The sequence below is a fragment of the Mesorhizobium sp. RCAM 05099 genome (assembly GCF_059683685.1).
This window is the reverse complement of record NZ_CM185035.1, coordinates 2621649-2645653: the sequence shown is the minus strand read 5'-3', so window position 1 is coordinate 2645653 and position 24005 is coordinate 2621649. Positions and strand designations below refer to the sequence as shown.

Sequence of the window (24005 nt, the reverse complement as noted above, 5' to 3'; positions counted from 1 at the left end):
TTCCTTCTCTTGGTTCCGGCATCATGACGAGACAGCGTCCGCCAATGTGACATGCACACCAAGGTTTTTTGATGCGTGCCGCCCGGGAGGTTCAACGCCACGATGCACACGGCGATGCCTCCGACTGTCGCCTCATGCCTCGGCGCCCTGGGTCGCAAGCGCCTGCATGACACTGGCTTCGAAGGCGCCAGGCACGCGCCCGGCCTCGGCCAGATGCCGGGCATCCCAGTCGCGCGCCACGCGGCCCTCGGCCAGAAGCACGGCGCGGTTGCACAGGCCCGGCACGGCTTCCACGACATGGGTTGAGATGATGACGGCATGGCGGCCGCTCGCCGCAAGGGCCAGGACGATGCGCTTGACCTCAAAGGCCGCGAGCGGATCAAGGCCGTTCAGGGCCTCGTCGAGGATCAACAGGGGCGGCACGCCCAGCAGTGCCGCCGCGATGGCGATCTTGGCCCGCGTGCCCAGCGAATATTCGCCGATCGGCCGCTCCATCCAGCGCCCCAGCCCGAGCCGCATGGCGACGTCGGCGCCAGGCCAATCGTCCTCCGCACAGCCGCGGATCGATGCGACGAGCTGGAGATATTGCCGGCCGGTGAGCGCCGCCGGCAGGTCGGGCGGATCGATGGCGAGACCAAAACCAGCCTTGGCGCGTTCCGGCGCACCGGTGAGATCGACGCCGTTTATCGCGACGCTCCCGGCGAGCAGGCGGATCTGACCGGTGACGGCTTTCAGCAAGGTGGATTTGCCCGATCCGTTGGCGCCGAGAAGGCCGAGGACGTCGCCCGGATTGAGCGTGAGCTCGATGCCGCCAACAACCGGCCGACCACCATAGCCGGCTCCGAGACCGCGAACGGCGAGGATCTCGGGCACGTCGGCGGTACTATCCATGGCGATACCTCTGTCGCGCCCGGTGCCACAGCCACAGGACAAGGGCGGCAAAGCCGATCAGCACGGTGCGCCCATATTCGAGCGACTCGTAGCTGGCGTAGGCGATGGCGCCGAGGAAGCTCAGCGCGGCGACGAACGGCGCGGTCATGAAATAGGCGGCAAAGACCGCGTAGGCGCCGTTCAGCGCCAGCAGCCATAAACCACTGGCAACCGGCAACGCCCATGCCGATGGCTCCGCCGCCAGGGCAGCGCTCGCCGGCAGTGCGAAGAAGGCGACCGACAATTGCAGGGGCAGCCGCGCCAGGCGCAACCAGGCCCTGGCGAAGCCAAGCGGAGCGGTGCGCAGCACAGGCGAGCCGAGCGGGTGGAAACGCGCGCTCAGCATGAACACGACAAGGCCGCCGGCCAGGCCGGCCATGGCTGCCGGGGCGGCGTTGCGGTGGATAAGGCTGGTCGCAGCGGCCAGGCTGGCGGCGACACCGAGCAGGACGGCGGCGCCGGTCAGGCGCCATGACGGCCGGATGCGGCCGGCAGGCAGGTCCCACGCCCAGCTCGAGAGCCAGGCGGGTGTCGAAAGATCGAAGGCACCGAGCCAAGGCCGGCGCCCACTCCCCTCGCCCGCCAAGGCCGCGGTATCGATGTAAATCATGTCGCGGCCCCGAAGCAGGCGCCATCTGGCCGCCGCGCCGAAGCCGGCGGCAAACAGGATCGCGGCGCCAAAGCCCCAGACCGGCGCCAGCGGTTTTGCGATGACGGCACAGCCAACCCCGACCGCCGCCGCGACCATCATGGCCAGCGGGCCGCCGATGGAAAAAGCCGCAACCGCCGCCATGCGCCGGCGCGTTCCGCGCGACAGCGGCAATGCCCTCAGGAAGGGCGCGAAGGCACGCGACAGGCAAAGGCCGGCAAGTCCGCTGCCCGCGAAACATCCCAGGCCAAGTAGTGCCGTCGGCAGGCCGAACGCCCACAATGCCGGCGCTTGCCGCAGCGTGGCCGCCGCCTTATGCAAGGCGAGAGCGATGTCGGCAATCGCGTAGGCCAGCAGAGCGCCGCCGCCGAGCCCGATCCAGGCAAGATCGTGGCGGCGCATCGAGCGCAGGCCAGCCAGCAGCTCGCGCCAGAGCAGTATCAGGACAAGCCTGTCGTGCCGCATGGTTCCATCTTCGCGATCAGGCCTCGCAAGCCAGTTGGACACCCGACATAGATCGGCGACGATTGTGCCACCAGTGGGGCCGTGACGGGTCAGTCTCCCGAAGCGGACTTCGCATTGACGTTCTTCAGGGCGGTCAGGAGATAGTCCTGCATGGTCGCCTGCAGGCTGGTCGTGGCGGTGCGCACCGCCGCCATCGCGTCCTTCACCGCCGCTTCGTCGAAGGGCGTGGCCTTTTGCGCCGCCGCCAGATTGGCGCGTGCGGTGCGCAGTTCGCGCAGCGCCTGGAAGGTGCGCGCCCGGTTGTCGCGCAGCACGCCACGGAACTCCTTCCTTACCTCGGGCGGATAGCTGCTGGCGATTTCCGACAGGAGCACGCGCGCCGCCGCGCCCTGCCGCAGGCCATGCATGGCATAACCGACCAGGAAGAAATTGACGGCGAGCGACAGGGCGAGCAGCACCAACGTCGCCGTCCATAGCCAGGAGCGCCTCAAAGCGAATCCTCCTCTGCTGGATCGGCCGCGATGTCGGCCCCGCCAGTACCGGAGAGTCGCGCCCCGGACGCCAGCGCCAGAAGTTCCGAATCCTGCAGATCGTCCTGCAGCCGCGCCGCCTGGTAGCCCGCCAGCGTCACCGCGATGAGAATGGCCGCCGCGCAGGCCGCCAGCCCTGCCGGCGCCAGCAGGAAGCGCGGCAGCAAGGACGGGCGCGCCGAGCCGGTGTCGATACGGGCCAGCACCTTGCGCGCCAGCGCCTGGTCGTCGCCTTCGATCAGCGTCGCTTCGAGCACAAGCCGGTCGAGAGCGGCGTCCGGATCGTCCTCAGGTCCCGCCTCATCAGCCATGAAGGCCAATGCCTGCTGCCGGAAGGGCGCCGGCCATGCCTCGACGATGTCGCCGAAGCGGCGCCGGTTTCGTTCGAATTCGTCCCGTGTCATGAGGACTTCCTTTCGCGGCCCGCGGCCGCCATTGCCATATGATCCCTGAGTGCGCGCCGGCCACGGACAAGCAGTTGCTCGGCCGAACCGACGCTGCCGCCCATCACCTGGGCGATCGCCGCGATGTCGAGGTCGCCGACGGCCCTGAGCAGAACCGCCATGCGCTGCCGCTCCGGCAGGCGCGAGAGGCCGTCGCGGACGATCGCCAATTCCTGCCGCGCCGCTGTCGTCGCCTCGGCGTCGGCCTCCGGCGAGGCGACTTCATCCCTGATGTCGTCGAGACCGATGAAGCTGCGCAACGCCCGGCGCCGGCGCTGGTCGATGCAGCGATTGGCGGTGATCCGGTACAGCCAGGTCGAGGCCCGCGCCCTGGCGGGATCAAACCGAGCGGCCTGTTTCCAGACAGTCACGAACACCTCCTGCACCACATCCTCGGCGTCGCCGGCATTGCCGAGATAGCGCGCGGCAAACACCCGCAGGCCGTGGCCATGGCGGGCGATGAGCTCGGACAGCGCGCCCTGGCTGCCCGCCGCGATGCGCGCCAGAAGGTCGTCGTCGCCACGGGCCCTCTCATGCGACACGGCGGCAGGCACCTGTCGGCTTGGCGAATCCGAAAAACGCATCGATCCGGATAAGCGCAGAAACGAATTTCGGATGCAAATCCATCACACCAGATGTCAGCGGCGCCAGCGGCGGAAGCCGTGGACTGTATTGCCGTTCGGGCCGGTGAAGCTGCCAGCCGAACGGCCACGGAAAGGTCCACGCGCCGACACCCGCTCTCCGGAGAAGGACTGCCCGTCGGGTCCGGTTCCAGAATAGCTTCTGGCGCAGCGGTCAACAACGCCTCCGACGCATTTGGAGCTCGATGTATAGGTGCCGCCATTGGGGCCGGTGCGGGTGGTCGAGCCGGTATGGATGTTGCCATCCTTGCTGACGCTGCGGCTGATCTCGCCGCCATGCGCCGTGGGCCGTTTCCATTCCTCGGCGGCGGCTGGCGAGGCAGCCGACCAGACGAGCATCGCGCCAAGACAGAGCAAAGGGAATTTGGCTGAAGAGAGCATTTTGTACTCCTGGTTTTGATAGGGATGATCGCCGTGGATCGTCAGTTGGCACGCTCGGCGATCAGCTTGCGGACCGACGCGATCTCGTCGGCCGAGAGCCTGCCGTCGCCATTGCGGTCGGCGAGGTCGAACAGCGGCATGCTGCTGGCGAACTCCTGGTCGGAGACCTTGCCGTCGCCATTCGTGTCCAGGCGCCGCCAGCGGTTGCCGAGCCTCGCCTGCGCGGCATCTGCCCGATCCATGATGGCATCGCGGGCGCTTTCGATCTCCTTCTCGTCGATGACGCCGTCGCCATTGCGGTCGAGCTTCTTGAACAGGCGCTCGCGGGCGGCCGCCATCTCGTCCTTCGAGATGGCGCCGTCATCGTTGGTGTCGATGCGTTGCAGGATGCGCTGACCCGGCATGTCTTGTGCCTGCGCGGCGGAGAGCGGTGCGAGCCCCAGAAGCAGGGCCGCGGCAAGTGTTGAGCGTTTCATGATGATGGTCCTTTCGTTGTCAGGTCGCGGGGGCGACTGCTGACCGATACGCAGGAAGCGCCCTGCCCCTACGCCCGGCGCGAAAGATTCTTTGCCGAGGCTGCCAATCCGTGAGGCTGGCGGTTGCGCCCGGCGGCGCCCTCAAAAAAATCACCGCGTGCCGCGTAGGGGCGGACGAGGCGGTGCGTAGAAGGCCCAGCAGGACGGGCCGCGGCGGGTCGTCCAACCCAACGCGGAGACCAACATGAACAAGATCGTCATGGCCTTTGCCGGCCTGCTGCTTGGCGCGGGCAGCGCCTGTGCCGCGGATGGCGGCAACGCCCGGGAACTCTTCCGGCGCATCGACACCAACGGCGACCGCAGGCTCGAATTCAGCGAGATCCAGGCGGCACGGGCGCTGATGTTCGACCGGATGGATGCCAACCACAACGGCCTGCTCGATGCGGGCGAAGTGCGCGCGGCCGTGGAGCAGGTGAAGTCGCAGCGCGACTTCCAGGCCGCGCAGTTTGCCGGCTTCCAGGCGCAAGCGGACCGCATGGACCGCAATGGCGATGGAAAAATTTCGCGCGACGAGTTTGCCGCCTTCATTCCCGACCGGCTGCTGCGGGCGGACACGAACGGCGACGGCGCGCTTTCGATTTCCGAACTGCGGGCGCTCCGGCGCCAGTGATCCCCGAGACCTTCCACACCACCCAACAAAGGAGAGAGATGATGAAACGGACACTCACGGCGTTTTGCGGCCTGATGATTGGCGCCTCGGTGCTGGCCTCACCGGCCGAGGCCTTGCCGATTGTGCCGACCTCGGGTCCGGTATCGGCCATCACCGCGCCGACGCCGGTCTGGTTCCGGCGCGGCTTCCATGTCGTCGGCGGCGGCTATTACTACAATGGTTACCGGGGTTATGTCCGCGTGCGGCCCGGCTACCGCTACTACAATGGCTACTGGTTCCCCGCCGCCGCCTTTGCCGCCGGCGTCGCGGCGGCGACCGTGCCACCCGTGCCGCCACGTCCGGCCGCCCGGCTGGCCGCCGCGCATGTGCGCTGGTGTCACGAGCGCTATGTCTCTTACCGCGCCTGGGACAACAGCTACCAGCCCTACAACGGACCGCGCCAGCAGTGCTGGTCGCCCTATAGCTGAGGCGATGAAAGCTCCTCACGAAGAGCCCTGTTCAACGCGGCACGGGGGACGACATGATCGACAATCGCTCCATGCCCGCGAGCGCGGTCATACCGGTGCTTTCCTATCCCGATGTCGAGAAGGCCAGCCGCTGGTTTTGCAAGGCCTTCGGCTTCAAGCCGCGGCTGATGATCGGCACCCACCGGGCCCAGCTCGGCTTCGGTGACGGGGCTGTCGTCGTCACCGAACTGAAGAGTGGCGAACGGATAGAGGCGCGGACAGCCAAGCCATTCGCCGTGATGGTGCGCGTCGAGGATGTCGATGCCCACTATCGTCGTGCCGCGCGCCATGGCGCCGCCATATTGAGCCTGCCGACAAGCTATCCCTATGGCGAGCGCCAATATTCCTGCCGCGATCTCGGCGGCCACGACTGGACCTTCTCACAGTCGATCGCCGATGTCGCGCCGGAGGACTGGGGTGGCATTGCCATCGGCAATTGAACGGCCTCGGCCTGCGGTTGCGGGCGCGTGTCGGCACGCAGCGGCTGGCGCCTTTTGTTCAGCGCTGGCCGCACGCGCGGGCGACGCCGGTCCGTGGTGCTGGCTGGCGCCGACACCACGGACGGCATAACGGCCATGGCACAGGATCGCCCCGGTGCCATGGCTGTCTCATGACCTCAATTGCATTTCGGCTTGGCGCTGTTGCAGGCGTCGACCAGCTCGGCCGGCGGATCCTTGTGGAAGACGGTCTTGAAGGATTCCAGCACGTTAGACTGCACCACCGGCAGCGACTGCACGCCAACCCAGGCGGGCGTGGTTTCACCGATAAGCGCCTTCATCATCGCCAGCGCCTCGGCGACACCCTGGTCATAGGGACGCTGCGAACCGGTTGCCTTGAGCGGGCCGCCCTTGGCGATCTCGATCGCCGACTGCAGGCCGAGATCGACCGTGGTGATCGGGATATCGATGCCTTGCGCGCGCATCGAGGACAGCGTGTCGAGCGCCGGCTGATCCCACACCGCAAACACACCCTTCACGTCGGGATTACCGGTCAGGAAGTCGCCAGCGATCTGCGAGACTTTCGAGGGGTCGGTGAAGTCGACCTGCTTCATGACGATGTCGGGCCGGTTCTTCTTCATCCACTCGCTGACGCCCTTGGTGCGCTCATTGGTGCTGAAATAGTCGACGCCGAAATTCACCAGGCCGATCGTGCCGCCCTTGGGCATGCAGGAAGCCAGGATCTGCGCCGCGATCTGGCCATTGCCCTGGCTGTCGGCCGAGATCATCGAGGCAAAATCCTTTGGAGATTCGAGGCCAACCGGGATGCTGTCCATGAACACCAGCTTGATGCCGGCCTCGCCCACCTTCTTGTAGGTCGGCGCCGTGGCGGTGAAATCGACGGGGATGGAAATGATGCCGTCCGGATGCTGCTGGATGGTGTTCTCGATATCGGCGATCTGCTTGTCGACCTGATATTCGGCCGACGCCACGCCAGTGACGGTCACGCCATATTTGGCCAGCGTTTCGCTGATGCCTTGCACCTGCAGCTGCGACCAGTCGAGATTCACCGTCTGCATGGAAATGCCGACCTTGAACTTGCCGGCCTTGACCTTGGCGGCTTCGTCGTCGCTCAATTTCAGCTCGTCCGGCGAGGCTGCCTTTTCGCCATGCGGGCCCTGCCCGACGATGCCCTTGGGGCCAAGCGTGGCCAGGTCGACGCCGGTAACGCATGTGTCCGGAGTCTGCGCAAAACTCATGGACATCGACAGCGCGAACGCGCTGGCGGCGAGGCTCAATGTACAGAAAAGCGAATGGATCCGTGCCGATTGTTTCATGACTTTCCTCCGTTGATCGTTGACGTTTCGTTGCCGTTTGGAGCCGACAATTTTCTGCTGATATCCGTGGATGCGCGCCTTACCTCCTCGTGAACGCGACCGCGGCGACGATGATTGCTCCCTTGATGACGAGTTGCAGTGACGAGCTGACGCCGAGCAGCACCAGTCCGTTGTTGAGCGTGCCGATGATCAGGCTGCCGAGCAGCGTCCCGAGCACGAAGCCACGGCCGCCGAAAAGGCTGCAGCCGCCGAGGATCACCGAGGCGATGACATCGAGCTCCATGCCTTGCACCACGTCGGGCCGCGCCGCGTGCGAACGCGCCGACAGGATCAGCGATGCCAGGCCGGCGAGCGTCCCGGTCAACACGAAGGCCAGCGTGGTGACCTGTTTGATATGGACGCCGGAATAGAGTGCCGCCGTCGGATTGCCGCCCGCCGCATAGACCTGCCGCCCGTAGACGCTGTAGTGCAGGAGCAGGATGCCGGCGATGGTGACGCCAAGCGTCCACAGGATCGGCGCCGGAATGCCAAGCAGGGAGCCCTCGCCGAAGATCGCGAAATAATACTCGTTGGTGATGATGACCGGCTTGGTGTTGGTGACCATCAGCGCCAGGCCGCGCGCGCCGCTCAACGTGCCGAGCGTCACCAGGAAGGACGGGATTTCGAGGCGGGTGGTCAAGACACCGTTGATCAGCCCGATCAGCGCCCCGGTGCCCAGTCCCGCCACCGCGCCGACGACCCAGTTGTTGGCGACGAAAGCCATGGCCAGTGACGCGCTCATGCCCGAAAGCGCCAGCGTCGAGGCGACGGACAGGTCGATCTGCCTGGAGATGATGACGAACGTCATGCCGACGGCGATGATCGAAACCAATGTCGTCTGCCGGCCGATGTTGAGAAAATTGTCGATCGACAGAAACCAGGGCGATGCCAGGCTGAAGACGATCAGCATGATGGCGAAGGCGACGTAGAGCATGTAGGGCCGCTCGCCCTGAAGCAGATGCCGCAGCGTGGCGCGCCCGCCCGGCTGGTTGGCGGCACCTGCCACGCTTGCCATTGGTGCCTTCGCCGGGCTTTTTGTGTCGGTCATGCCGCGTGCTCTTCCGATGGCTGCGAAAGTTGGATGAGGTGATGAAGGTCCTCGGCGCTGCCGAGGTCTTTTCTGGCAATCGTCCTGGTGATCCGGCCATCGACGACGATGGAGATGCGGTCGCAGAGCTGAAGCAGTTCGGACAGATCCGAAGACACCAGCAGCACACCGCTGCCAGCCGTCGCCGCTGCGCGAATGACGCCGTAAATCTCCTCGCGGGCACCGACATCGACACCGACCGTCGGCTCGTCGAGCAACAGCACGCGCGGCCGCGGCTCGTTCCATTTGCCGAACACGACCTTCTGCTGGTTGCCGCCGGACAGGTTCTTCACCGTGGTCGACGCGCCTGGCGCCTTGACGGCCAGTCTGCGCATCGCGGCATTGGCGTGCTCGTTCGCCGGACGGCGCTGCAGCCAGCCAAGGCGGGAGAAATAGGGCAACCGAGGCAGGGTCAGGTTGCGCTCGATCGAATGTTCGAGCACCAGGCCCTGGACGTGGCGGTCCTCCGGCACCAGGGCGATGCCTTGTCGTATTGCCGCCGCGGGATCGGTTCCCTTCAGCGAAACGCCATCCAGGCTGGCCTCGCCCGACTGCACGGGCCGCAGGCCGAAGATCGTCTGCAGGATTTCGGTGCGTCCGCTGCCGATCAGTCCGGCAAGGCCATGGATTTCGCCGCTGTGCAGCTCGAGATCGGTCCGGTCCAGCCGGTCGTTGCCGACGCCCTTCAGTTCGAGCACCAGCTTTTCAGGAGAACCAGTGGAGGATGGCACGCTTTGCCCAGCTGGCCCGCCGTCCGCCTTCAGAACGGCGTGATCCGGCCCGACGATCGCGCCGACCAATTGCCTCATATTGGTTTGCGCCGTGACAAATGTTCCGGCGTTCTGCCCGTCGCGGAACACGGTCACCCGGTTCGAGATGCGGAAGACCTCGTTGAGGCGGTGGGTGACGTAGATCACCCCGACGCCCCGCGCGGCGACCGCGCGGATCGCCTCGAACAGGATCTTCTCTTCATCGTCGGTCAGCGCCGAGGTCGGCTCGTCCAGGATGAGCAGGCGAACGTCGCCCATCAGCGCCTTGGCGATCTCGGTCATCTGGCGATAGGCAAAGGGCAGCGAGCCGACCATGGCGCGGGCGTCGAGCGGGATGTTCTGCGATTTCAGGAAGGCTTCGGCCTGCGCCACAAGCTGGCGCTTCTTCAGGAAGCCGAAGCGCGTCCTCGGCTCTCGCCCCAGCAGCAGATTGTCGGCAACCGAAAGCGATTCTACCAGGCTCAGATCCTGGTAGACGACCGCCACGCCGGCGTCGCGCGACTGGGCGGGCGAAACGAACGAGACCGGCTTGCCGTCGATTTCGATCGAGCCGCCATCATGCACATGCACGCCGCTCAGGATCTTGATGAGCGTCGACTTGCCGGCCCCGTTCTCGCCAAGCAGGGCGTGAACTTCGCCGGATCGGATTTCGAGACTGACGCCGCGCAGCGCATTGACGCCGCCGAACCGCTTCCTGACGCCCTCGACGCGCAGCAAGGGGGCCTCGGACATCAGCACAATCGAACCCTGTTCGACCATGACGCCTGCGCTTCCTCCCGTTGACGCGTCCCCCCACCCTTCATGACGAGATCGTCTTTTTGAGACTTCTCTTACTTTTTTTGTGACTTTTCCATCAGTGATACGAAATGTCAAATGAAGGCTGGTCGCCGCATGAGGCATTTTGAAACAAGCTCAGGCCTCGCTGAAAGATTCCGGCCCGACCTCGCCATGTTCAGTGATGACGGCGTCGAAGCCGTCCATCGGCGCGAAGAAGGCGCGCTTGAGCTTGCCGATCTTGCTCGAGTCGACGACCAGGTAGTTCTCGCGCGTCAGGCTCATCACCTTCTGCTTCACCACCGCCTCGTGGAAATGCTCGCAGGTGGCGCCGCGCTTGGCATCGACGCCCGAGGCCGACAGGAAAGCGACGTTGATGCCAACGCTCTTCAAGATGTCGAAATCATGCGTGCCCGAGAAAGACGCCGAGGCGGGGTGATAGACACCGCCCAGCATGATGATCGTCACATTGGCCTTGCGGGTCAGGCGTTCCGCGACATTCATGGCGTAACATATTGCCGTTATTTGATAATTATCGGGAATGAGGTCGATCAGATGGATCAGCGTCGTGCCGCAGTCGATGAAGATCGTCTCGTCGGGCCGTATCTTGCGCACCGCGTGCAGGCAGGCTTCGCGCTTCGCGGCCGCATGGCTGTCGGCCGCGGTCGCCAGTTCGTAAGGAGCGTCGGTGTCGATCTCGGCCGCTGCCAGTATATGCCCGCCGAGATAGGCGATCTGTCCCTGGTTGGTGGCGATATCACGCCGCACCGTCATCTCGGAGACGCCAAGAAGAATTGCCGCTTCGCTGAGATGAATGACCCGCCGTTCCGACAGCAGATGGATCAGCCGGGCTGTCCTTTGCGCTTTGCGAGAAGTCATGCGTCGGGCCTGTCGGTCACGTGAAATGTGAGGAACTTAACAACTGCTCGCATTCAGTTGCAAGCGCGGTGTGCCGAGCCGCCCTGCCGTCATGAACGGACAGGCCGAATTGACGGTTCGGGGGATGAGGCAGAAGGAAGGCAGCGATCGGCCAGATATTGGTTGAGCGTATCCATGAACGCGTCGATGTCGGCCACCGTCGTGCGATGGTTCACGATGGCGCAGCGCACGACCAGCTCGCCGCTGACGGTTGTCCACGAAGGCGCGGCCAGGCCGGATTCCTGAAGATCCAGCACCAGGTTGCGGACAAATTCGGAGTCCGCGCCGCGAATGCCGAAACACACGATATTGAGCGCCACGGGCGCCTTCAATTCAAATGCCGGATGGCGTTGCAGAGCTTCGGCGAGATGGCGGGCGAGCATGCATGTGTGTGCGATCGAGCCGCCGATACGATCCGTCCCAAGCGCTTCGATTGTCATCCATGTTTTCAAGGCGCGGAATCCGCGCGACAGGTCGGGGCCGAGATCGCAGGGCCATGTTTCGCCGGCGGCAAGCCCGCGATTCGCCCGCTGCAGATAGGCGGCCGGCTGCGCGAACGCGCGCTTGTGGGCATCGCCATCGCGCACCAGAAGGAACCCGGCATCGTAGGGAACCTGGCCCCCTTTGTGGAAGTCGAGCGCCACCGATGCCGACTTTTCGATGCCCTTGAACAGTCCACGCAAGGAATCGGACAGCACGGCGAGCGCACCGATCGCGCCATCGACATGGAACCAGAGTTTTTCCCTCGATGCGATTTCGGCGATGTCGGCCAGCGGATCGATGGCCCCGGTGTTCACCGTTCCCGCGGTGCCGACGACCAGAAACGGCAGGAACCCGTCGGCGCGGTCCTGTTCGATCGCCGCACACAACGCGCCCGGCAGCATCCTTCCGGCATCGTCGACCGCGATGGTCCGCAGATTTGCCGATCCGATGCCGGACAGCTGCATTGCCTGCGCGATGCAGGAATGCGCCTCGGTGGACGTATAGGCGACCAGCTGGCGGTCGCAGTCGCGCAGGCCGGTCTCCCTGACGGATGGGCTCAGCGCCTCGGTCTTGGCGATCGTCAGCGCGACGAAGTTTGCCATCGAGGATCCGGTGAGGAACAAGCCGCTCGCGCCACGGGGGTAGCCGAGCGCCTCGCTCATCCAGCGCACGATCTGCTGTTCGACCACGAGACCGGCATGGTCGCGGCCACCGCAATTCATGTTCAGGCCGCTCGCGACGATTTCCGCCACCATGCCGATCGGCGTACCCGCGCCGTGAACCCAACCCATGAATGACGGATGCAAATTGCCGGTTGCGAACGGCATGATGTGCGTGCGCACATCATCGAGGACATCACCCAGTTCGCGAGGTTCGTTCGGCAGCGGCCGGGCAAACCGCGCGCGCGTTTCATCGCTCGGCCGCTGCCACACCGGTCTCTGCCTGATCGTCTCGATGTGGGTGATCATGTCGTCCAGCATGCCGTGCGCGGTCTTGCGAAACTGATCCCAGTCCGCTGGATCGAGGCTGGTCTCGGCCGCACTATCGGCGGCCGGGTCGCTCTGCTCGGTGGATCGCGGCATCAGGCATCTCGCGGATGGTGCAGGACCGCCGCCAGTTTCTGGAAGAAAACGTCGAGCCTGGATTCGATCGGACCAAACGCCTGCTGCAGCGACTGGCCGGCCGACAGTCGCGTCGAAACGCCGATCACATCGGGAGCGGAGGCGGCAACACGCAGCACCGTGCGCGAGCCCAGGCGCACGGCTTGCCCGACATGGCAGATCGGGCCTCCGTTGAGACCGCGCATCGACAGCTGAATAGCCTGGCACTCCTCGAACGACGCGAAAGCGCCGGCGCGGTTCGTGACGGTCAACGGGACCATGGCGCGTGAGCCGAGATGATCGCCTTCATCGTCCTGATGCAGTGAGATGCCTTTCACGGCGTCGATGCGAGACCGCACCAGTCGGACGAACTCTTCCTTGACGAGGCTTTGCCGGGCCTCGTCGATCGCGGCATAGCGCTCGAGATGGGCGAGCGCCGCGATCCAGCGCAAACCCAGCCCCAAATTCAATTCCGACTTGAACGCGAAGCTCATCCTTTGGCGAAGGGCCGCCGGCCAGTCTTGCGCCGCGGTGTATTCCGCCAGGCCCGCCGGGATATCGGACCTCGCCGCAAGCTCCTCGGCCAGTGACGGCGGGATGAGAAGCGCGCCGGAAAAAGGCGGGCCGGCGATGAACTTGGAGCCGGTCAAGGCCACCACGAAGCCATCCGCCAGATCCTGCCCCAGCCGCGAAATCGAGCCGCGGAACTGGCAGGCATCGACGATGACCCGCACCCGTCCGGGAGCAAGCGCCGCGACATGGCGCGCGGCCTGCCGCGTTACGGCCGGCAAACCTGTTTTCGACGCATCGAGCACGTGGACGAGGACATCGCGATCCCGCCTCAATTCCAGCTCGACGGTGGCGATGATCTCGGCATCGATTTCGTGCTGATGGCGAGGCTCGCCCGTCTCGTTGCGGATGGCAATCGTGCGCACTTCGATGCGGTCCGGCGGCAGGCCGTCAAGCGGCGCGCCAGCCTCGACGGCGCTGCCGAGTGCCGTCAGATCCGAGTAATGACGCCCCGCTGCCGCGCGTGGCACGCCATTCCCCGTCTCGTCAGGCGCGACAAGCACATTGGTCAAGGGGCGCCTGGAGACGCCTGCAATCATGCACAGCGCGAGAAGCTCCGCATCCGTTCCGGAGGCGGCGAGAACGACGTCCGCCCCCGCACAGCCAAGATTGCCGGCAATCCGGTCGCGAATGTCGGCGAACCATTGATCTACAGGGAAAGGCGACGCGATATCCACGAGGCGCGCCAATTCGACCCCAGCCGCCTGAAAACCCTCACGCGAGATGTTGCTTGCCGTTGTCGATGAGAATGAGATCTCGTCGTCGGCCGGGGTTGCGCGCGTTCCATAGCGGTTGCGGCGCGTGATCGCATCCGGCCAGATGCGCCTGTCGCCACCCGTGCCGAGCAGGAAGGAAACGGAGGCCGGGGAACGGCGCTCCGGGCCCTCCGTTTCCGGGACCGGGTTCGCCGGCACCTGCAGGATCCCGCGCTGAGTTGCAGGCATGATGGTCTCCGTGGTCAGGGCTGCGGTAGCGAGGCGATCAAAGCGGTTCATTGGCCGCCACGGCACCGGCCAGGTAGGAGATCTGGATGTCATGGCTGATCAGCGGTTGCAGATCGCTCGCCCGCTGCGTGAATTCCAACCCGCACCGGTCGACATAGGCACGATCGACGCGTTCGCAGAAACCCGGATCGATGATCTTCTCGCCATCCCAGAAAACGGCGTGGCCGGTGTTGGGAACGGTCGGCGACACCACGCCTATGATCGCCGGCTTGGCCCACAGCATGTAGATGCTGCTCAGGAGGACGAAACCGCATTTGTTGGCAACGCCGCGCATGATCGAATGGCTCATCGGGCCGCCAAGCGGATAGGCCGGATCGCAGCCTCGCGCGATGTCCTCGATCTCCTCGTAGGTTCGGCCGGTGAGCATCGCCAGGGCACAGACCAGGCAGTCGTCGTGGGTTCTCTGGTAGACGGCCGGTTTTCCGGTATGGGCACATTCGGTCGTCGGTGTTGGCAGCGTCCGCGCCACGCGCCGTGCCAGCGCGTGTTCGAATGCCGCGAAGAGCTTGCGCATGGCGCTCTTCTTGTAGGGAAAGATGCTCTCCCAATCCATGGAATGGACGATCATCGCCACATCCGCCTCGAACACCAGCAGGCGGCCGTCGGCGAGTTCGGCGCAATCGATGGCGAAGTAGTCCAGCCCGAGACGTCGATGCAGCGCATCGAAGGAACGCGCGTGGCGCACCGCGAAATCGCTGTCGAAATTAGCCATCCACAGCGCTTCCTCGGCACGCCTGTCTTCGTGCTGGGTCATGCCGGCGTTGAGATAATGGACCATCCAGTGCTCGGAAACCGCGAGATGGCTGGCATAGGGTCGCCCGTTGATGAACGCGACGCGCTGCTTGCGGAATTTGCCGTCCGTCCCGCTGTAGTCGATGAAGGGCGTGACATAGAATTCGGTCTCGGGGTGCGAATTCAGATAGGCCGAAAGCTCGGATCGCGTGGCGATCTTCTCCATTCCCTTGCCGGCATGCGTGCCGAGCGGGCGGACAATCACCGGAAACGCCTTCGCCACGAGGAGTGCGTCGACCTCGATGTCCCCGCAAGCCAGCTTATCGAGCGCGGTCCGATCGACGCGCGCGGCGGCAGGCGCCAGGATCGACGGTTCGTCCTTCAACGCTTCCGCGACCCCGTCCCTGGACAAAGCCATGATGAGGCGCGGCGCGTTGTTCAGGATCGGGCCGGTCCAGTCGCGCAGCAGCCGGTCGAGGTTTGCCAGCACGGCCAGGTTTTCGGCGGACTCGCCGACAGCCACGAAGGCGACATCGTGCTCGGGAACATCCCCGAGGTCCGCCGTATCGGCGTCGACATAGTAGAGCAGCAGGTTCGCGTCGGAGTGCTCGAGCAGGAATTCGATCGGCGTGTTGGCCATGAAGTCGCCGGCCGTCATGAAGACAAGGACGTTCGGTCCCGTACCGCGTCCGTTGCGTATCAGATATTTGCGACTGATCTCGAGCGCGGCCTTCTGGCTGAGCGCCGCCTTGTCTTCCTCGCCGATCGCATGAAGCAGGATCGACACATCCAGGAACGCCGCGGCATCGGTGATATCGGCCGAAATGCGCCCGAACAGCGCGTCCCACAAGGGAGAAATATCGCGCCCCTCGAAGACGGCCCGCACGATGGGCGCCTTGCCCATGATGAGATTCGGTTCGTCAAGGGCCTCGATTTGAACTGCCGCGCTTTTCAAGCCCTCAAGCCTTCCGTCACGCGGTGGTTACGGCCGGTTCAGCCTCCACGCCGCTTGCACGATGTGCGTCTCCACTCTGGCTCCCCGCGCTTGTGCGAGCCTTGTGGCGTCCTGATGCGCAGGTCGGAAGAATGCGTGGCTTGAGGGATCACAGGCTCGGGCGTGCATCGGACTTTGCGTGGTTTCGGTGGTTTCGCGGTCGCGGGAGGCTATGCCGCTTCCTTCACTCGCCACTCTTCGCCGAGGTCCCCGCCCCGAACCGCAACCCGTCCATCAAGAGCTTGACCAGCCGGCGCGAGCGGTCGCGCCATTCCGGGGTATCGGGGGCCGAGTAGATGCCGGAGAGCGCGTGCAGCTCTTTAACGGAGAGAGCGCGATTATTCGCGAATCTATGGGTCTCGGGTGTAATGTCCTAGGCAGCGTCATCCGACAACAATAACGGCCTTTCGAAAAGCGAAGATGACGATAGCGCTAACGTCGGCGAAGCAACACCTACCAACACGTTGGGTCCAAATGCAATAGCCTCAATGTTGACGTGCATATCGCGCTCGAATGGCTTAAGTCTTACAGCACCAAAGTAGTCGCCGACCCGTTCCGTTCGTGCTGCTGGGCAGCCAGTCTTGGCTCTCTGTATGTCGACTTCCAACTGACAACCGATCGGTATCTCACGGCCTTTCCCTTTGACACCAGGAACGGAAATCGTCATTCGCTTCTCGAACGATTTGACAACATAAAATACGTTTGTGCCAACAGCCATGATGCGAGCAGCAGCTTGGAGAATCGGGATTTCTGTTATGCGAGCGAGGTCCCTTGCCCGATCCGTTATTGGGAATCGAGTACTCCATTCGTCTCGCAAGAAGCGAGCTACGAAGGCTCTTGGCGCCAAAAGTGTGCGAGCAAACTCGTCACAAATTGCCTCGTGCTTCCAGTATTCCACCTCGCTTTGAGGGGTGTAGGAAAACTCTCGATAGACCAACAGATGAGCAATCTCGTGGGCAACGCAAAACCGGGCATAGGAAGGCGAGAGACTATCTGAAGACAGACGAATTTCAGTCTTCTCGCCTAACCGTCGTGAAAAGCGCATATATGCTTTGTTTGGCTGCACACTATCGGAGCGTGTAATTTGTACACCTAGGTAATCGCAGATTCGGCCGATCTGGATAGGAACTGCCGGATAGCACGTCAGCAGTTCTGAAGCCTTTTGCTCCAATACGGACCGATATTCTTGAATACCCATCGTCTGTCCTCAGTTTTGCTCGATGAACCTCCACACGCTCGGAGCCCCGTTGGGATAAGTTTCCGCAACTGACGGGTCGTTCCGGGCGACATCCGCAGGATCGGGGCGAAAACGCAAACTATTGGCCCCCCTTGCGGCCCTTCGTTGGACAGTAAGTTCAGCACGCTCGGATACACGACGCTCAAGTCGATCGACTGAATCAGTGCTCAAGACTACATTTAAGACGTAGTCCGACATCTCCATTTTTTCTGGCTCCGACAGACCGGCAAGCGTAACCCGGTCCACGAAGACGCAAAGCTTATTTAGTCGCCCAAAACGCTTAATCTGGGCGCTTAGGTGTCCACCGGAAAGCTTGTCGTTATTCTCAAGCTCGAAATCGCTGAGTTTCTGAACTACGTCGTCGACAGCAATCGAAACCTCGGCGATTTTCGGCTTCACAATTGCACAATAGAGCGCGACACTTCCCGCAGGAAGTGACAAATCCTTTTCCATCAAGCGTGCTGCTCGAGCACGATTGGCGGCGCCAACGCCTCTGCCGGCGTCAAGTCCAGCGTAGAACTGCTTCAGCGTCTTTCTCGGTCGCTCTTCAAGAGCCTCCAATTGTACAACTTCGAATTCTTTGAATAATTCACGGTACTTAAGCTTCTCCAAAATGATCCTAGCGCTTTGACTTCCCGTCTTGTTTATTGCAGCGTCAGACAGCGCCCCATCGATCAACTGCTCATCACTCATCATTAGAATTCGTTCAACTAGGGATTGTTCGAATTGGCTCGATTCTTCCGCTGTCCGTCCCCACAGCTCAAACAACGCACGGTCCAACATCGCGCCCGCAGCTAATTTCGTGCGGTGAAAAAGCACCGTTTCAGCTAGCTCGTAACGCCATTCGAGCAGACCCAGTATTGCCGAGACCCCGTCGGTCCTGATGCGTCCGTTGTTTTCCAGCGCGATTACAAAACGGTCATGGGGTGACGGCGGCGTCGGCTTGCGAAGCTCTGTTATCGGTGCATGATTTGCCGACGGCTGGGAGCGGATTTCCATGTATTGAAATATTCTATCGTCAAAAGATCGAGATTTCCCCACATGATGCCAATCCCTATGTATATAATCTAATAGATCGGCACATATTGTGTTTGCAACAATATTTGCACAGACCTCGCGCCGTATATCAGCACTCCCATCCAATATAATTCGCTCTCTGGCGTGCTTATCGTCGTCACCAGGCGGGGATTTCCTTATCAAAAGCCGCGCTATGTCGGTAGGATCGATAGATCCCACCAAAGAATCAGGAAGGTACTTTCGGTACAAGCGGTTCACGAGATCGCTTAGCGACTCCCGACCAACCGCTGTGTGCTGACTCCAATCCTTCTTGTCGAAGATGAGTGTTAGCCTTTCGTCGGCATCATGTTTACCGACGAGCTCAAGCTCGTCTTCTATTGTATGTCCCGCAGCGATGTGTCCAATATCATGCAGCAGAGCGGCCAGTCGCACGAATCGTTCTTCGCTTTCAGTTAACGGCACCGAATTGGCAGAACCGCGTTTCCACTTGCGGGATGTTATTTTCTCAGAGTTAAACTCGATGGCGGATATCATCCGCTGAGTGAGCGCGACTACGCCCAGGACGTGTTCCAACCGCTTATGGGTGGCCCCACGGTATACATAGACTGCTTGACCAAGTTGATTAATACGGCCGAGTCGCTGAAACGCCGGATGATCAATGATTCTAACTTCTTCGGGATAAAACCAAGCGAACCCCGTAAACGGCAGAAAAAACTCTTGCCTATCGGCTTTCGTGGTTTTCTCCGTCTCAAGCCGATCTCGAAGCGGCTCTGCATTCGAGAGAAGGTCTAGACTTGGCATTTTCGGCTGATTGGAACGGCCCATTCGCGACTCCCGTAGGCTTCGTGAGTGTACCATCGTAACGTCCTTCGGAAAAGACAATGCTGCTCGTCGCATGGCGCCAATGCGAACTGGCATCGAGCAAGTTACCGGAAATCCCAAACCGACTCGGTGATATCAACCGAAGAACGAACCCGGCGGCACGACAGTAGCCACCATATCTCCCTCACCCGCCCTTCGCGCCCTTCCCCGCCCCGAACCGCAACCCGTCCATCAAGAGCTTGACCAGTCGGCGCGAGCGGTCGCGCCATTCCGGGGTGTCGGGGGCCGAATAGATACCCGAAAGCGCGTGCAGCACGTCGGAGGCGTCGACGTCGCCGCGGATGGTGCCGTCGGCCACCGCTGCGTCAACCAGTTGCCGCAGGGCCTGCGATACCCTTCCCGACGTGTCGGAAAACAGCGTCGAATTGGTGGTGAGCAGGATGCGCAGGCTGGTCGCCAGCCCGCGCTTGGTGGCGATGTAGTCGACGAAGCGCTGCATCCACTGTTCCAGCGCGACATCGGACGGATGTTTTTCGGCGAGCTCGCCGGCGGCCGCGCACAGCGCCTCCACCTCGCGCCGGTAGACCACCTCGACCAGATGCTCGCGCGTCGGAAAATGCCGGTAGAGCGTGCCGATGCCGACGCCGGCACGCCGCGCGACCTCTTCCAGCGAGGCATCGATGCCGCGCTCGGCGAAGACGATCGCGGCCACCTCGACCAGCCGGTCGCGGTTGCGCTGCGCATCGGCACGCAGCCGCTTGGCCTCGGCGGCGTCGGTCTTCTGTCCAGCGCTGGACGGCTCTGCGGCCAATTTCTTTCTCCACGTCGTGTCGAGGGCTTGAACCCAGCCGGGTCAACCCCCACGTAATAAACGGAGGCGCCTCCGCTTTAGTGGAGCACCTTTATCATATAATCAGGGGAACCGGTATGTCACGTCTTTCAAACCTGCAAGCCGACATCTCCCCTGCCCGCCTGTCTCACGCGAGATTCGCTGCCATCTCCACTTCCGCCAACACCTGACCACAAGGTTACCTTGCCCTTCGCCGGCAAGGCACCAGTTCATTTCCCATCCGCGTCAAGCAAACTGGAGCCAGACGCCCATGACCAGCCTTCCCATCACGCTTACCATCAACGGACACCGACACGAACTGGAGGTCGATCCACGCGTAACCTTGCTCGACCTGCTGCGCGAACGGCTTGATCTCACCGGCACCAAGAAGGGCTGCGACCGTGGCCAGTGCGGCGCCTGCACGGTGCTGGTCGACGGCAAGCGCATCAATTCCTGCCTGACGCTGGCGGTCAGCCAGGACGGTGCCAATGTCATGACCATCGAAGGCGTCGCCCGTGGTGAAGAACTGCATCCGGTGCAGGCCGCCTTCATCGCCCATGACGGCTTCCAGTGCGGGTTCTGCACACCCGGCCAGATCATGAGCACGCTTGGCCTGATCGCCGAGGGGCAGGCCGGCGACGATCCCGAACGCATCCGCGAGGGGCTGAGCGGCAACATATGCCGCTGCGCGGCCTATGGCGGCATCGTCGAGGCCGTCCTGGAAGCCCAGCAGCAGCTTGCCCAAGCCGACCGGAGGACCGCGGCATGAAAGACTTCGACTACATCAAGCCAGCCACCATCCCCGATGCCATCGCGGCCGCGGCCGCGCCGGGTTCGGCCTATCTCGCCGGCGGCACCAATCTGCTCGATCTCATGAAGGGCGGCATCACCAGCCCCGAGCGCATCGTCGACATCTCGCGGCTGCCGGAGCTCAACCGCATCGAACGGCTCGACGATGGCGGCCTGCGCATCGGCGCGCTGGTGCGCAACGCCGATCTCGCCCATGACGCGGCGTTCGCCAAGGCTTATCCGGCGGTGGCGGAAGCGCTGCTGTCGGGCGCCTCGGCGCAGCTTCGCAACGCCGCCACCGTCGGCGGCAATCTCCTGCAGCGCACGCGCTGCAGCTATTTTTACGACACCGCCAGCGCCTGCAACAAGCGCGAGCCCGGCGCCGGCTGCGCGGCACTTGGCGGCGAAAACCGCCTTCACGCCGTGCTTGGCTGGAGCGATGCCTGCATCGCCACCCATCCGTCGGACTTCTGCGTGCCGCTGGTGGCGCTCGACGCCGTGGTCGAAATCGAGGGCAAGGAGGGCCGGCGCCACGTCACGCTGGCGGAATTCCACCGGCTTCCCGGCGACACGCCACAGCGGGAGAATGCGCTGGAGCCCGGCGAGCTGATCGTGGCGGTGCGGCTGCCGGCGGAGGCGGCCTCCTTCGCCGCCAATGCCCGTTACCTGAAAGTGCGCGAACGCACCTCCTATGCCTTCGCGGTCGTCTCGGCCGCCGCGGCACTTGTCGTCGACGGCGGCAAGATCCGCGCCGCAAGGCTGGCATTGGGTGGCGTCGCGGCCAAACCATGGCGGGCGCGTTCGGCGGAAGCCGTCCTGCTCGGCGCCGATGCGAACGAGGCAACCTTCGCCAGCGCGGCCAACGCCGCTTTGGCCGACGCCAGCCCCTCCGGCGACAATGCTTTCAAGATCGAGCTTGCCCGCCGCATCGTGGTCAGGGCGCTAATGTCTGCCCTGGCGGGAACGCCCGAGCGGCTGCCGGCCCTTCCCGCCTCCCCGTTCTCGAACATTCCTGGAGCGCGCCATGACGCTTGAACTCAGCCTCAACCAGCAACCCACCCATGCCCGGCAGGGCTCCAGCATCGGCCAGCCGCTGACCCGTCGCGATGGCTTCCTCAAGGTCACCGGCGCGGCCCGCTTCGCGGCCGACAACCATCCGCCCGGCATGCTCCATGCTGTGTTGGCCGTCAGCAGCATCGCGCGCGGCCGCGTTGCCGCGCTGGATATCGAGGCGGCCAAGGCGCATGCGGGCGTGGTCGAGGTGATGACGCCCACGAACCGGCCGGCGCTGGCCGCCGATCCGGATGCCAAGGACCATCCTTTCATGTTCCGGCTCGACTTGTTGCAGAACGATCAGGTCCGCTACCCCAACCAGACCATCGCCGTGGTGATCGCCGAGACGCTTGAGGCGGCGACCGAAGGAGCGGCGCTGCTGTCGCCGCGCTACGAAGCGCTGCCGGCGCGCGTCGGTCTCGACGACGCCGAAAGCTTCGTGCCGCGCGGTGTCGGCGTCGGCGGTCCGGCGGTGCAGCACAAGGGCGATAGCGAGGCCGGCCTCAAATCGGCAAGGACGCGGATCGAGGCGACCTACGAGACACCGGCCCAGTACCACAACGCCATGGAGCCGCATGCGATCGTCGTCGCCTGGGATGGCGACCGGCTGTCGATCGACACGCCGAGCCAGGGCCTGGCCATGGCGCAGGGCCGCATCGCCGGCCTGTTCGGCATCGCGCCGCAAAACATCCACATCCGCAGCCCCTTCCTCGGCGGTGGCTTCGGCTCCAAGGGCATGATTTCCGGGCCGCAGGTGCTGGGCATCCTGGCGGCGCGGCTGGTCGGCCGCCCGGTCAAGCTGGTGCTGCGGCGCGAGCAGATGTACGGGCCGGTCGGCCATCGCGCGCCGACGCGCCAGACCTTGCGCATGGGCATGGATGGCCAGGGGCGGCTGACCGCCATCCACCATCACGCCAGGACCGCGTCGAGCACGTTCGACGATTTCTTCGAACCGGCGGCGGACGCCTCGCACACGCTTTATGCCAGCCCCACCATCACCACGTCGCACGAGGCAGTGAGGCTCGACACCGGCACGCCGCTGTTCATGCGGGCGCCCGGCGAAGCCACCGGCTCGATCGCGCTGGAGAGCGCCATCGACGAGGCGGCTCAAGCCTGCGGCATGGACCCGCTGGAATTCCGGCTGAGGAACTATGCCGAGGTCGAGCCGATGACCGGCAAGCCGTTTTCCTCCAAGGCGCTGCGCGAATGCTACAGCCAAGCCGCTGAGGCGTTTGGCTGGGCGAGCCGCCCGCTTCAGCCGCGGCTGATGCGCGACGCCGACGGTTTCCTCACCGGCTGGGGCATGGGCACGGCGACCTTCCCCGCCATCATGTTCCAGGCCGAGGCGCGTGCGGTGCTGAAGGCCGATGGCAGCGGCCTGATGGAGACTGGCGCGCAGGACATGGGGCAAGGCGCCTGGACCGCCTTTGCCCAGATCGCCGCCGACGGACTGGGGCTCGACATCGACCAGGTCGATTTCAGGGCCGGCAGCTCCGACCTGCCCAATGCGGGCATTGCCGGCGGCTCCGGTCACACGGCGACAGCCGGCATGGCGATCCACAATGCGGGTGCCGCCGTCATCGCCGGGCTCGCCGATCTCGCCACCGGCAACGAGGCCTCGCCGCTGTTCGGCGCGGGCAACGAAGGCGTGCTGGCACGCGGCGGCCGCCTGTACCGGCGCGACGATGAAAATCGCAGCGAAAGCTATGCCGAGATTCTTGCGCGCGCCGGCCTCACGGAGATCGAAGGCCGTGGCAAGGGCGCTCCGGACCCGGCATCGCAGGAGACCTACGCCAAGCACGCGCATGGCGCCGTCTTCGCCGAGGTCAAGGTCGATCCCGATTTCGGGCAGATCCGCGTCACCAGGCTGGTCGGCGCGTTCGCCGCCGGACGGGTCATCAATCCCGGGCTGGTGCGCAGCCAGTATTATGGCGGCATGATCTGGGGCGTCTCCTTCGCGCTGCATGAGGAAGCCATCACCGACCGGCGCTCGGGCCGCATCCAGAACGCCAACCTCGCCGAATACCATGTCCCGGTGAATGCCGACGTGCCGTCGGTCGAGGCACTGCTGGTCCACGAGGACGACCCTTACGTCAACGCGCTCGGCATCAAGGGCGTTGGCGAAATCGGCATCACCGGCACCGCCGGCGCGGTCGCCAATGCGGTCTGGCACGCGACCGGCGTGCGGCCCCGGCGCTTTCCGATCCGCATCGAGGACCTGCTGATCTGAGGGAGACCGCGTAACAACCGGAAAGCCAGGGCCTGGCTTTCCGAACGACGAACACCCGGAGCGAAAGCGATGGGCCGGACGGCTGGCGCTAG

At 64.0% G+C, this 24005-nt stretch carries 23 protein-coding genes and 1 pseudogene; 6 read left to right on the top strand and 18 right to left on the bottom strand.

Annotated features, from left to right (window positions below; genetic code table 11):
• Nucleotides 1-132: 132 nt before the first annotated feature.
• The 7 genes from AC56QQ_RS13050 to AC56QQ_RS13020 form a co-directional block, all read right to left on the bottom strand.
• Nucleotides 133-891 (bottom strand): ATP-binding cassette domain-containing protein, encoded by a 759-nt coding sequence (locus AC56QQ_RS13050; RefSeq protein ID WP_497127712.1) that lies wholly within the window; start codon nt 889-891, stop codon nt 133-135.
• Entirely contained in the window at nt 884-2044 is a 1161-nt protein-coding gene (locus tag AC56QQ_RS13045) for a hypothetical protein (RefSeq protein ID WP_497127710.1), read from the bottom strand. Before AC56QQ_RS13045 ends, AC56QQ_RS13050 begins: the two co-directional genes overlap by 8 nt.
• Nucleotides 2045-2133: 89 nt before the next feature.
• A complete protein-coding gene (locus AC56QQ_RS13040) occupies nt 2134-2535 on the bottom strand; it encodes a periplasmic heavy metal sensor (protein ID WP_497127708.1) in 402 nt (133 codons plus the stop codon).
• On the bottom strand, nt 2532-2978 hold the full coding sequence (locus AC56QQ_RS13035) for a hypothetical protein (protein ID WP_497127706.1): 447 nt from the start codon (nt 2976-2978) through the stop codon (nt 2532-2534). The genes AC56QQ_RS13040 and AC56QQ_RS13035 overlap by 4 nt, the downstream gene beginning before the upstream one ends.
• Entirely contained in the window at nt 2975-3559 is a 585-nt protein-coding gene (locus AC56QQ_RS13030) for an RNA polymerase sigma factor (protein ID WP_497127704.1), read from the bottom strand. Before AC56QQ_RS13030 ends, AC56QQ_RS13035 begins: the two co-directional genes overlap by 4 nt.
• Before the next feature lie 96 nt (nt 3560-3655).
• Nucleotides 3656-4039 carry a hypothetical protein gene (locus AC56QQ_RS13025; protein ID WP_091581550.1) on the bottom strand — a complete coding sequence of 128 codons (384 nt, stop codon included), beginning with the start codon at nt 4037-4039 and terminating at the stop codon, nt 3656-3658.
• A gap of 41 nt (nt 4040-4080) precedes the next feature.
• Nucleotides 4081-4515 (bottom strand): EF-hand domain-containing protein, encoded by a 435-nt coding sequence (locus AC56QQ_RS13020; RefSeq protein ID WP_489862347.1) that lies wholly within the window; start codon nt 4513-4515, stop codon nt 4081-4083.
• A gap of 259 nt (nt 4516-4774) precedes the next feature.
• Here AC56QQ_RS13020 and AC56QQ_RS13015 point away from each other — a divergent pair, with 259 nt between their 5' ends.
• The 3 genes from AC56QQ_RS13015 to AC56QQ_RS13005 are packed head-to-tail and all read left to right on the top strand — an operon-like array spanning nt 4775 to nt 6131.
• Nucleotides 4775-5185: an EF-hand domain-containing protein gene (locus AC56QQ_RS13015; protein ID WP_497127702.1), complete on the top strand. Its 411-nt coding sequence runs from the start codon at nt 4775-4777 to the stop codon at nt 5183-5185.
• A 38-nt stretch (nt 5186-5223) separates the two neighbouring features.
• Complete coding sequence (locus AC56QQ_RS13010; RefSeq protein ID WP_497127700.1) at nt 5224-5652, top strand: BA14K family protein; 429 nt, start codon at nt 5224-5226, stop codon at nt 5650-5652.
• A gap of 53 nt (nt 5653-5705) precedes the next feature.
• The gene (locus AC56QQ_RS13005) at nt 5706-6131 is read left to right on the top strand and encodes a VOC family protein (RefSeq protein ID WP_497127698.1); all 426 of its coding nucleotides are present in this window, start codon (nt 5706-5708) and stop codon (nt 6129-6131) included.
• Nucleotides 6132-6307: 176 nt separating this feature from the next.
• Here the strand turns inward: AC56QQ_RS13005 and AC56QQ_RS13000 are convergent, their stop codons facing one another.
• The 11 genes and pseudogenes from AC56QQ_RS13000 to AC56QQ_RS12950 form a co-directional block, all read right to left on the bottom strand.
• On the bottom strand, nt 6308-7465 hold the full coding sequence (locus AC56QQ_RS13000) for a substrate-binding domain-containing protein (RefSeq protein ID WP_497127696.1): 1158 nt from the start codon (nt 7463-7465) through the stop codon (nt 6308-6310).
• 79 nt (nt 7466-7544) lie between these two features.
• On the bottom strand, nt 7545-8552 hold the full coding sequence (locus AC56QQ_RS12995; protein WP_489862352.1) for an ABC transporter permease: 1008 nt from the start codon (nt 8550-8552) through the stop codon (nt 7545-7547).
• The gene (locus AC56QQ_RS12990; protein ID WP_497127694.1) at nt 8549-10120 is read right to left on the bottom strand and encodes a sugar ABC transporter ATP-binding protein; all 1572 of its coding nucleotides are present in this window, start codon (nt 10118-10120) and stop codon (nt 8549-8551) included. The genes AC56QQ_RS12995 and AC56QQ_RS12990 overlap by 4 nt, the downstream gene beginning before the upstream one ends.
• A 153-nt stretch (nt 10121-10273) precedes the next feature.
• Nucleotides 10274-11014 carry a DeoR family transcriptional regulator gene (locus AC56QQ_RS12985; protein ID WP_497127692.1) on the bottom strand — a complete coding sequence of 247 codons (741 nt, stop codon included), beginning with the start codon at nt 11012-11014 and terminating at the stop codon, nt 10274-10276.
• A gap of 89 nt (nt 11015-11103) precedes the next feature.
• Nucleotides 11104-12618 (bottom strand): pyridoxal phosphate-dependent decarboxylase family protein, encoded by a 1515-nt coding sequence (locus AC56QQ_RS12980; protein ID WP_497127690.1) that lies wholly within the window; start codon nt 12616-12618, stop codon nt 11104-11106.
• Nucleotides 12618-14150, bottom strand: a complete 1533-nt coding sequence (locus tag AC56QQ_RS12975) for a hypothetical protein (RefSeq protein ID WP_497127688.1) — start codon at nt 14148-14150, stop codon at nt 12618-12620. The genes AC56QQ_RS12980 and AC56QQ_RS12975 overlap by 1 nt, the downstream gene beginning before the upstream one ends.
• A 37-nt stretch (nt 14151-14187) precedes the next feature.
• On the bottom strand, nt 14188-15846 hold the full coding sequence (locus tag AC56QQ_RS12970; RefSeq protein WP_497127686.1) for an ATP-grasp domain-containing protein: 1659 nt from the start codon (nt 15844-15846) through the stop codon (nt 14188-14190).
• Nucleotides 15847-16120: 274 nt separating this feature from the next.
• Nucleotides 16121-16252, bottom strand: a pseudogene (locus AC56QQ_RS12965) (TetR family transcriptional regulator); the annotation flags it as partial.
• Nucleotides 16253-16309: 57 nt separating this feature from the next.
• Nucleotides 16310-17134: an ImmA/IrrE family metallo-endopeptidase gene (locus AC56QQ_RS12960; protein WP_497127684.1), complete on the bottom strand. Its 825-nt coding sequence runs from the start codon at nt 17132-17134 to the stop codon at nt 16310-16312.
• Between the two features lie 9 nt (nt 17135-17143).
• Nucleotides 17144-19015, bottom strand: a complete 1872-nt coding sequence (locus AC56QQ_RS12955) for an HD domain-containing protein (protein ID WP_497127682.1) — start codon at nt 19013-19015, stop codon at nt 17144-17146.
• 181 nt (nt 19016-19196) lie between these two features.
• Nucleotides 19197-19823, bottom strand: coding sequence for a TetR/AcrR family transcriptional regulator (locus tag AC56QQ_RS12950; protein ID WP_497127680.1), 627 nt, complete (start codon nt 19821-19823; stop codon nt 19197-19199).
• A 289-nt stretch (nt 19824-20112) separates the two neighbouring features.
• Between AC56QQ_RS12950 and AC56QQ_RS12945 the strand changes: the two genes are divergently transcribed.
• From AC56QQ_RS12945 to AC56QQ_RS12935, 3 genes are read left to right on the top strand one after another with little or no spacing between them, the layout of a single operon-like run.
• Nucleotides 20113-20610 (top strand): (2Fe-2S)-binding protein, encoded by a 498-nt coding sequence (locus tag AC56QQ_RS12945; RefSeq protein ID WP_497127678.1) that lies wholly within the window; start codon nt 20113-20115, stop codon nt 20608-20610.
• A complete protein-coding gene (locus AC56QQ_RS12940) occupies nt 20607-21665 on the top strand; it encodes an FAD binding domain-containing protein (protein WP_497127676.1) in 1059 nt (352 codons plus the stop codon). The genes AC56QQ_RS12945 and AC56QQ_RS12940 overlap by 4 nt, the downstream gene beginning before the upstream one ends.
• Nucleotides 21655-23913 carry a xanthine dehydrogenase family protein molybdopterin-binding subunit gene (locus tag AC56QQ_RS12935; protein ID WP_497127673.1) on the top strand — a complete coding sequence of 753 codons (2259 nt, stop codon included), beginning with the start codon at nt 21655-21657 and terminating at the stop codon, nt 23911-23913. Before AC56QQ_RS12940 ends, AC56QQ_RS12935 begins: the two co-directional genes overlap by 11 nt.
• Nucleotides 23914-24005: the final 92 nt, after the last annotated feature.

Bases quoted from the DNA above. Each gene is read 5' to 3' on its own strand.
- AC56QQ_RS13050 (WP_497127712.1), bottom strand. From the start codon at position 891: ATGGATAGTACCGCCGACGTGCCCGAGATCCTCGCCGTTCGCGGTCTC.
- AC56QQ_RS13045 (WP_497127710.1), bottom strand. From the start codon at position 2,044: ATGCGGCACGACAGGCTTGTCCTGATACTGCTCTGGCGCGAGCTGCTG.
- AC56QQ_RS13035 (WP_497127706.1), bottom strand. From the start codon at position 2,978: ATGACACGGGACGAATTCGAACGAAACCGGCGCCGCTTCGGCGACATC.
- AC56QQ_RS13025 (WP_091581550.1), bottom strand. From the start codon at position 4,039: ATGCTCTCTTCAGCCAAATTCCCTTTGCTCTGTCTTGGCGCGATGCTC.
- AC56QQ_RS13020 (WP_489862347.1), bottom strand. From the start codon at position 4,515: ATGAAACGCTCAACACTTGCCGCGGCCCTGCTTCTGGGGCTCGCACCG.
- AC56QQ_RS13015 (WP_497127702.1), top strand. From the start codon at position 4,775: ATGGCCTTTGCCGGCCTGCTGCTTGGCGCGGGCAGCGCCTGTGCCGCG.
- AC56QQ_RS13010 (WP_497127700.1), top strand. From the start codon at position 5,224: ATGATGAAACGGACACTCACGGCGTTTTGCGGCCTGATGATTGGCGCC.
- AC56QQ_RS13005 (WP_497127698.1), top strand. From the start codon at position 5,706: ATGATCGACAATCGCTCCATGCCCGCGAGCGCGGTCATACCGGTGCTT.
- AC56QQ_RS13000 (WP_497127696.1), bottom strand. From the start codon at position 7,465: ATGAAACAATCGGCACGGATCCATTCGCTTTTCTGTACATTGAGCCTC.
- AC56QQ_RS12995 (WP_489862352.1), bottom strand. From the start codon at position 8,552: ATGACCGACACAAAAAGCCCGGCGAAGGCACCAATGGCAAGCGTGGCA.
- AC56QQ_RS12990 (WP_497127694.1), bottom strand. From the start codon at position 10,120: ATGGTCGAACAGGGTTCGATTGTGCTGATGTCCGAGGCCCCCTTGCTG.
- AC56QQ_RS12985 (WP_497127692.1), bottom strand. From the start codon at position 11,014: ATGACTTCTCGCAAAGCGCAAAGGACAGCCCGGCTGATCCATCTGCTG.
- AC56QQ_RS12980 (WP_497127690.1), bottom strand. From the start codon at position 12,618: ATGCCGCGATCCACCGAGCAGAGCGACCCGGCCGCCGATAGTGCGGCC.
- AC56QQ_RS12975 (WP_497127688.1), bottom strand. From the start codon at position 14,150: ATGCCTGCAACTCAGCGCGGGATCCTGCAGGTGCCGGCGAACCCGGTC.
- AC56QQ_RS12970 (WP_497127686.1), bottom strand. From the start codon at position 15,846: ATGGGCAAGGCGCCCATCGTGCGGGCCGTCTTCGAGGGGCGCGATATT.
- AC56QQ_RS12960 (WP_497127684.1), bottom strand. From the start codon at position 17,134: ATGGGTATTCAAGAATATCGGTCCGTATTGGAGCAAAAGGCTTCAGAA.
- AC56QQ_RS12955 (WP_497127682.1), bottom strand. From the start codon at position 19,015: ATGGGCCGTTCCAATCAGCCGAAAATGCCAAGTCTAGACCTTCTCTCG.
- AC56QQ_RS12945 (WP_497127678.1), top strand. From the start codon at position 20,113: ATGACCAGCCTTCCCATCACGCTTACCATCAACGGACACCGACACGAA.
- AC56QQ_RS12940 (WP_497127676.1), top strand. From the start codon at position 20,607: ATGAAAGACTTCGACTACATCAAGCCAGCCACCATCCCCGATGCCATC.
- AC56QQ_RS12935 (WP_497127673.1), top strand. From the start codon at position 21,655: ATGACGCTTGAACTCAGCCTCAACCAGCAACCCACCCATGCCCGGCAG.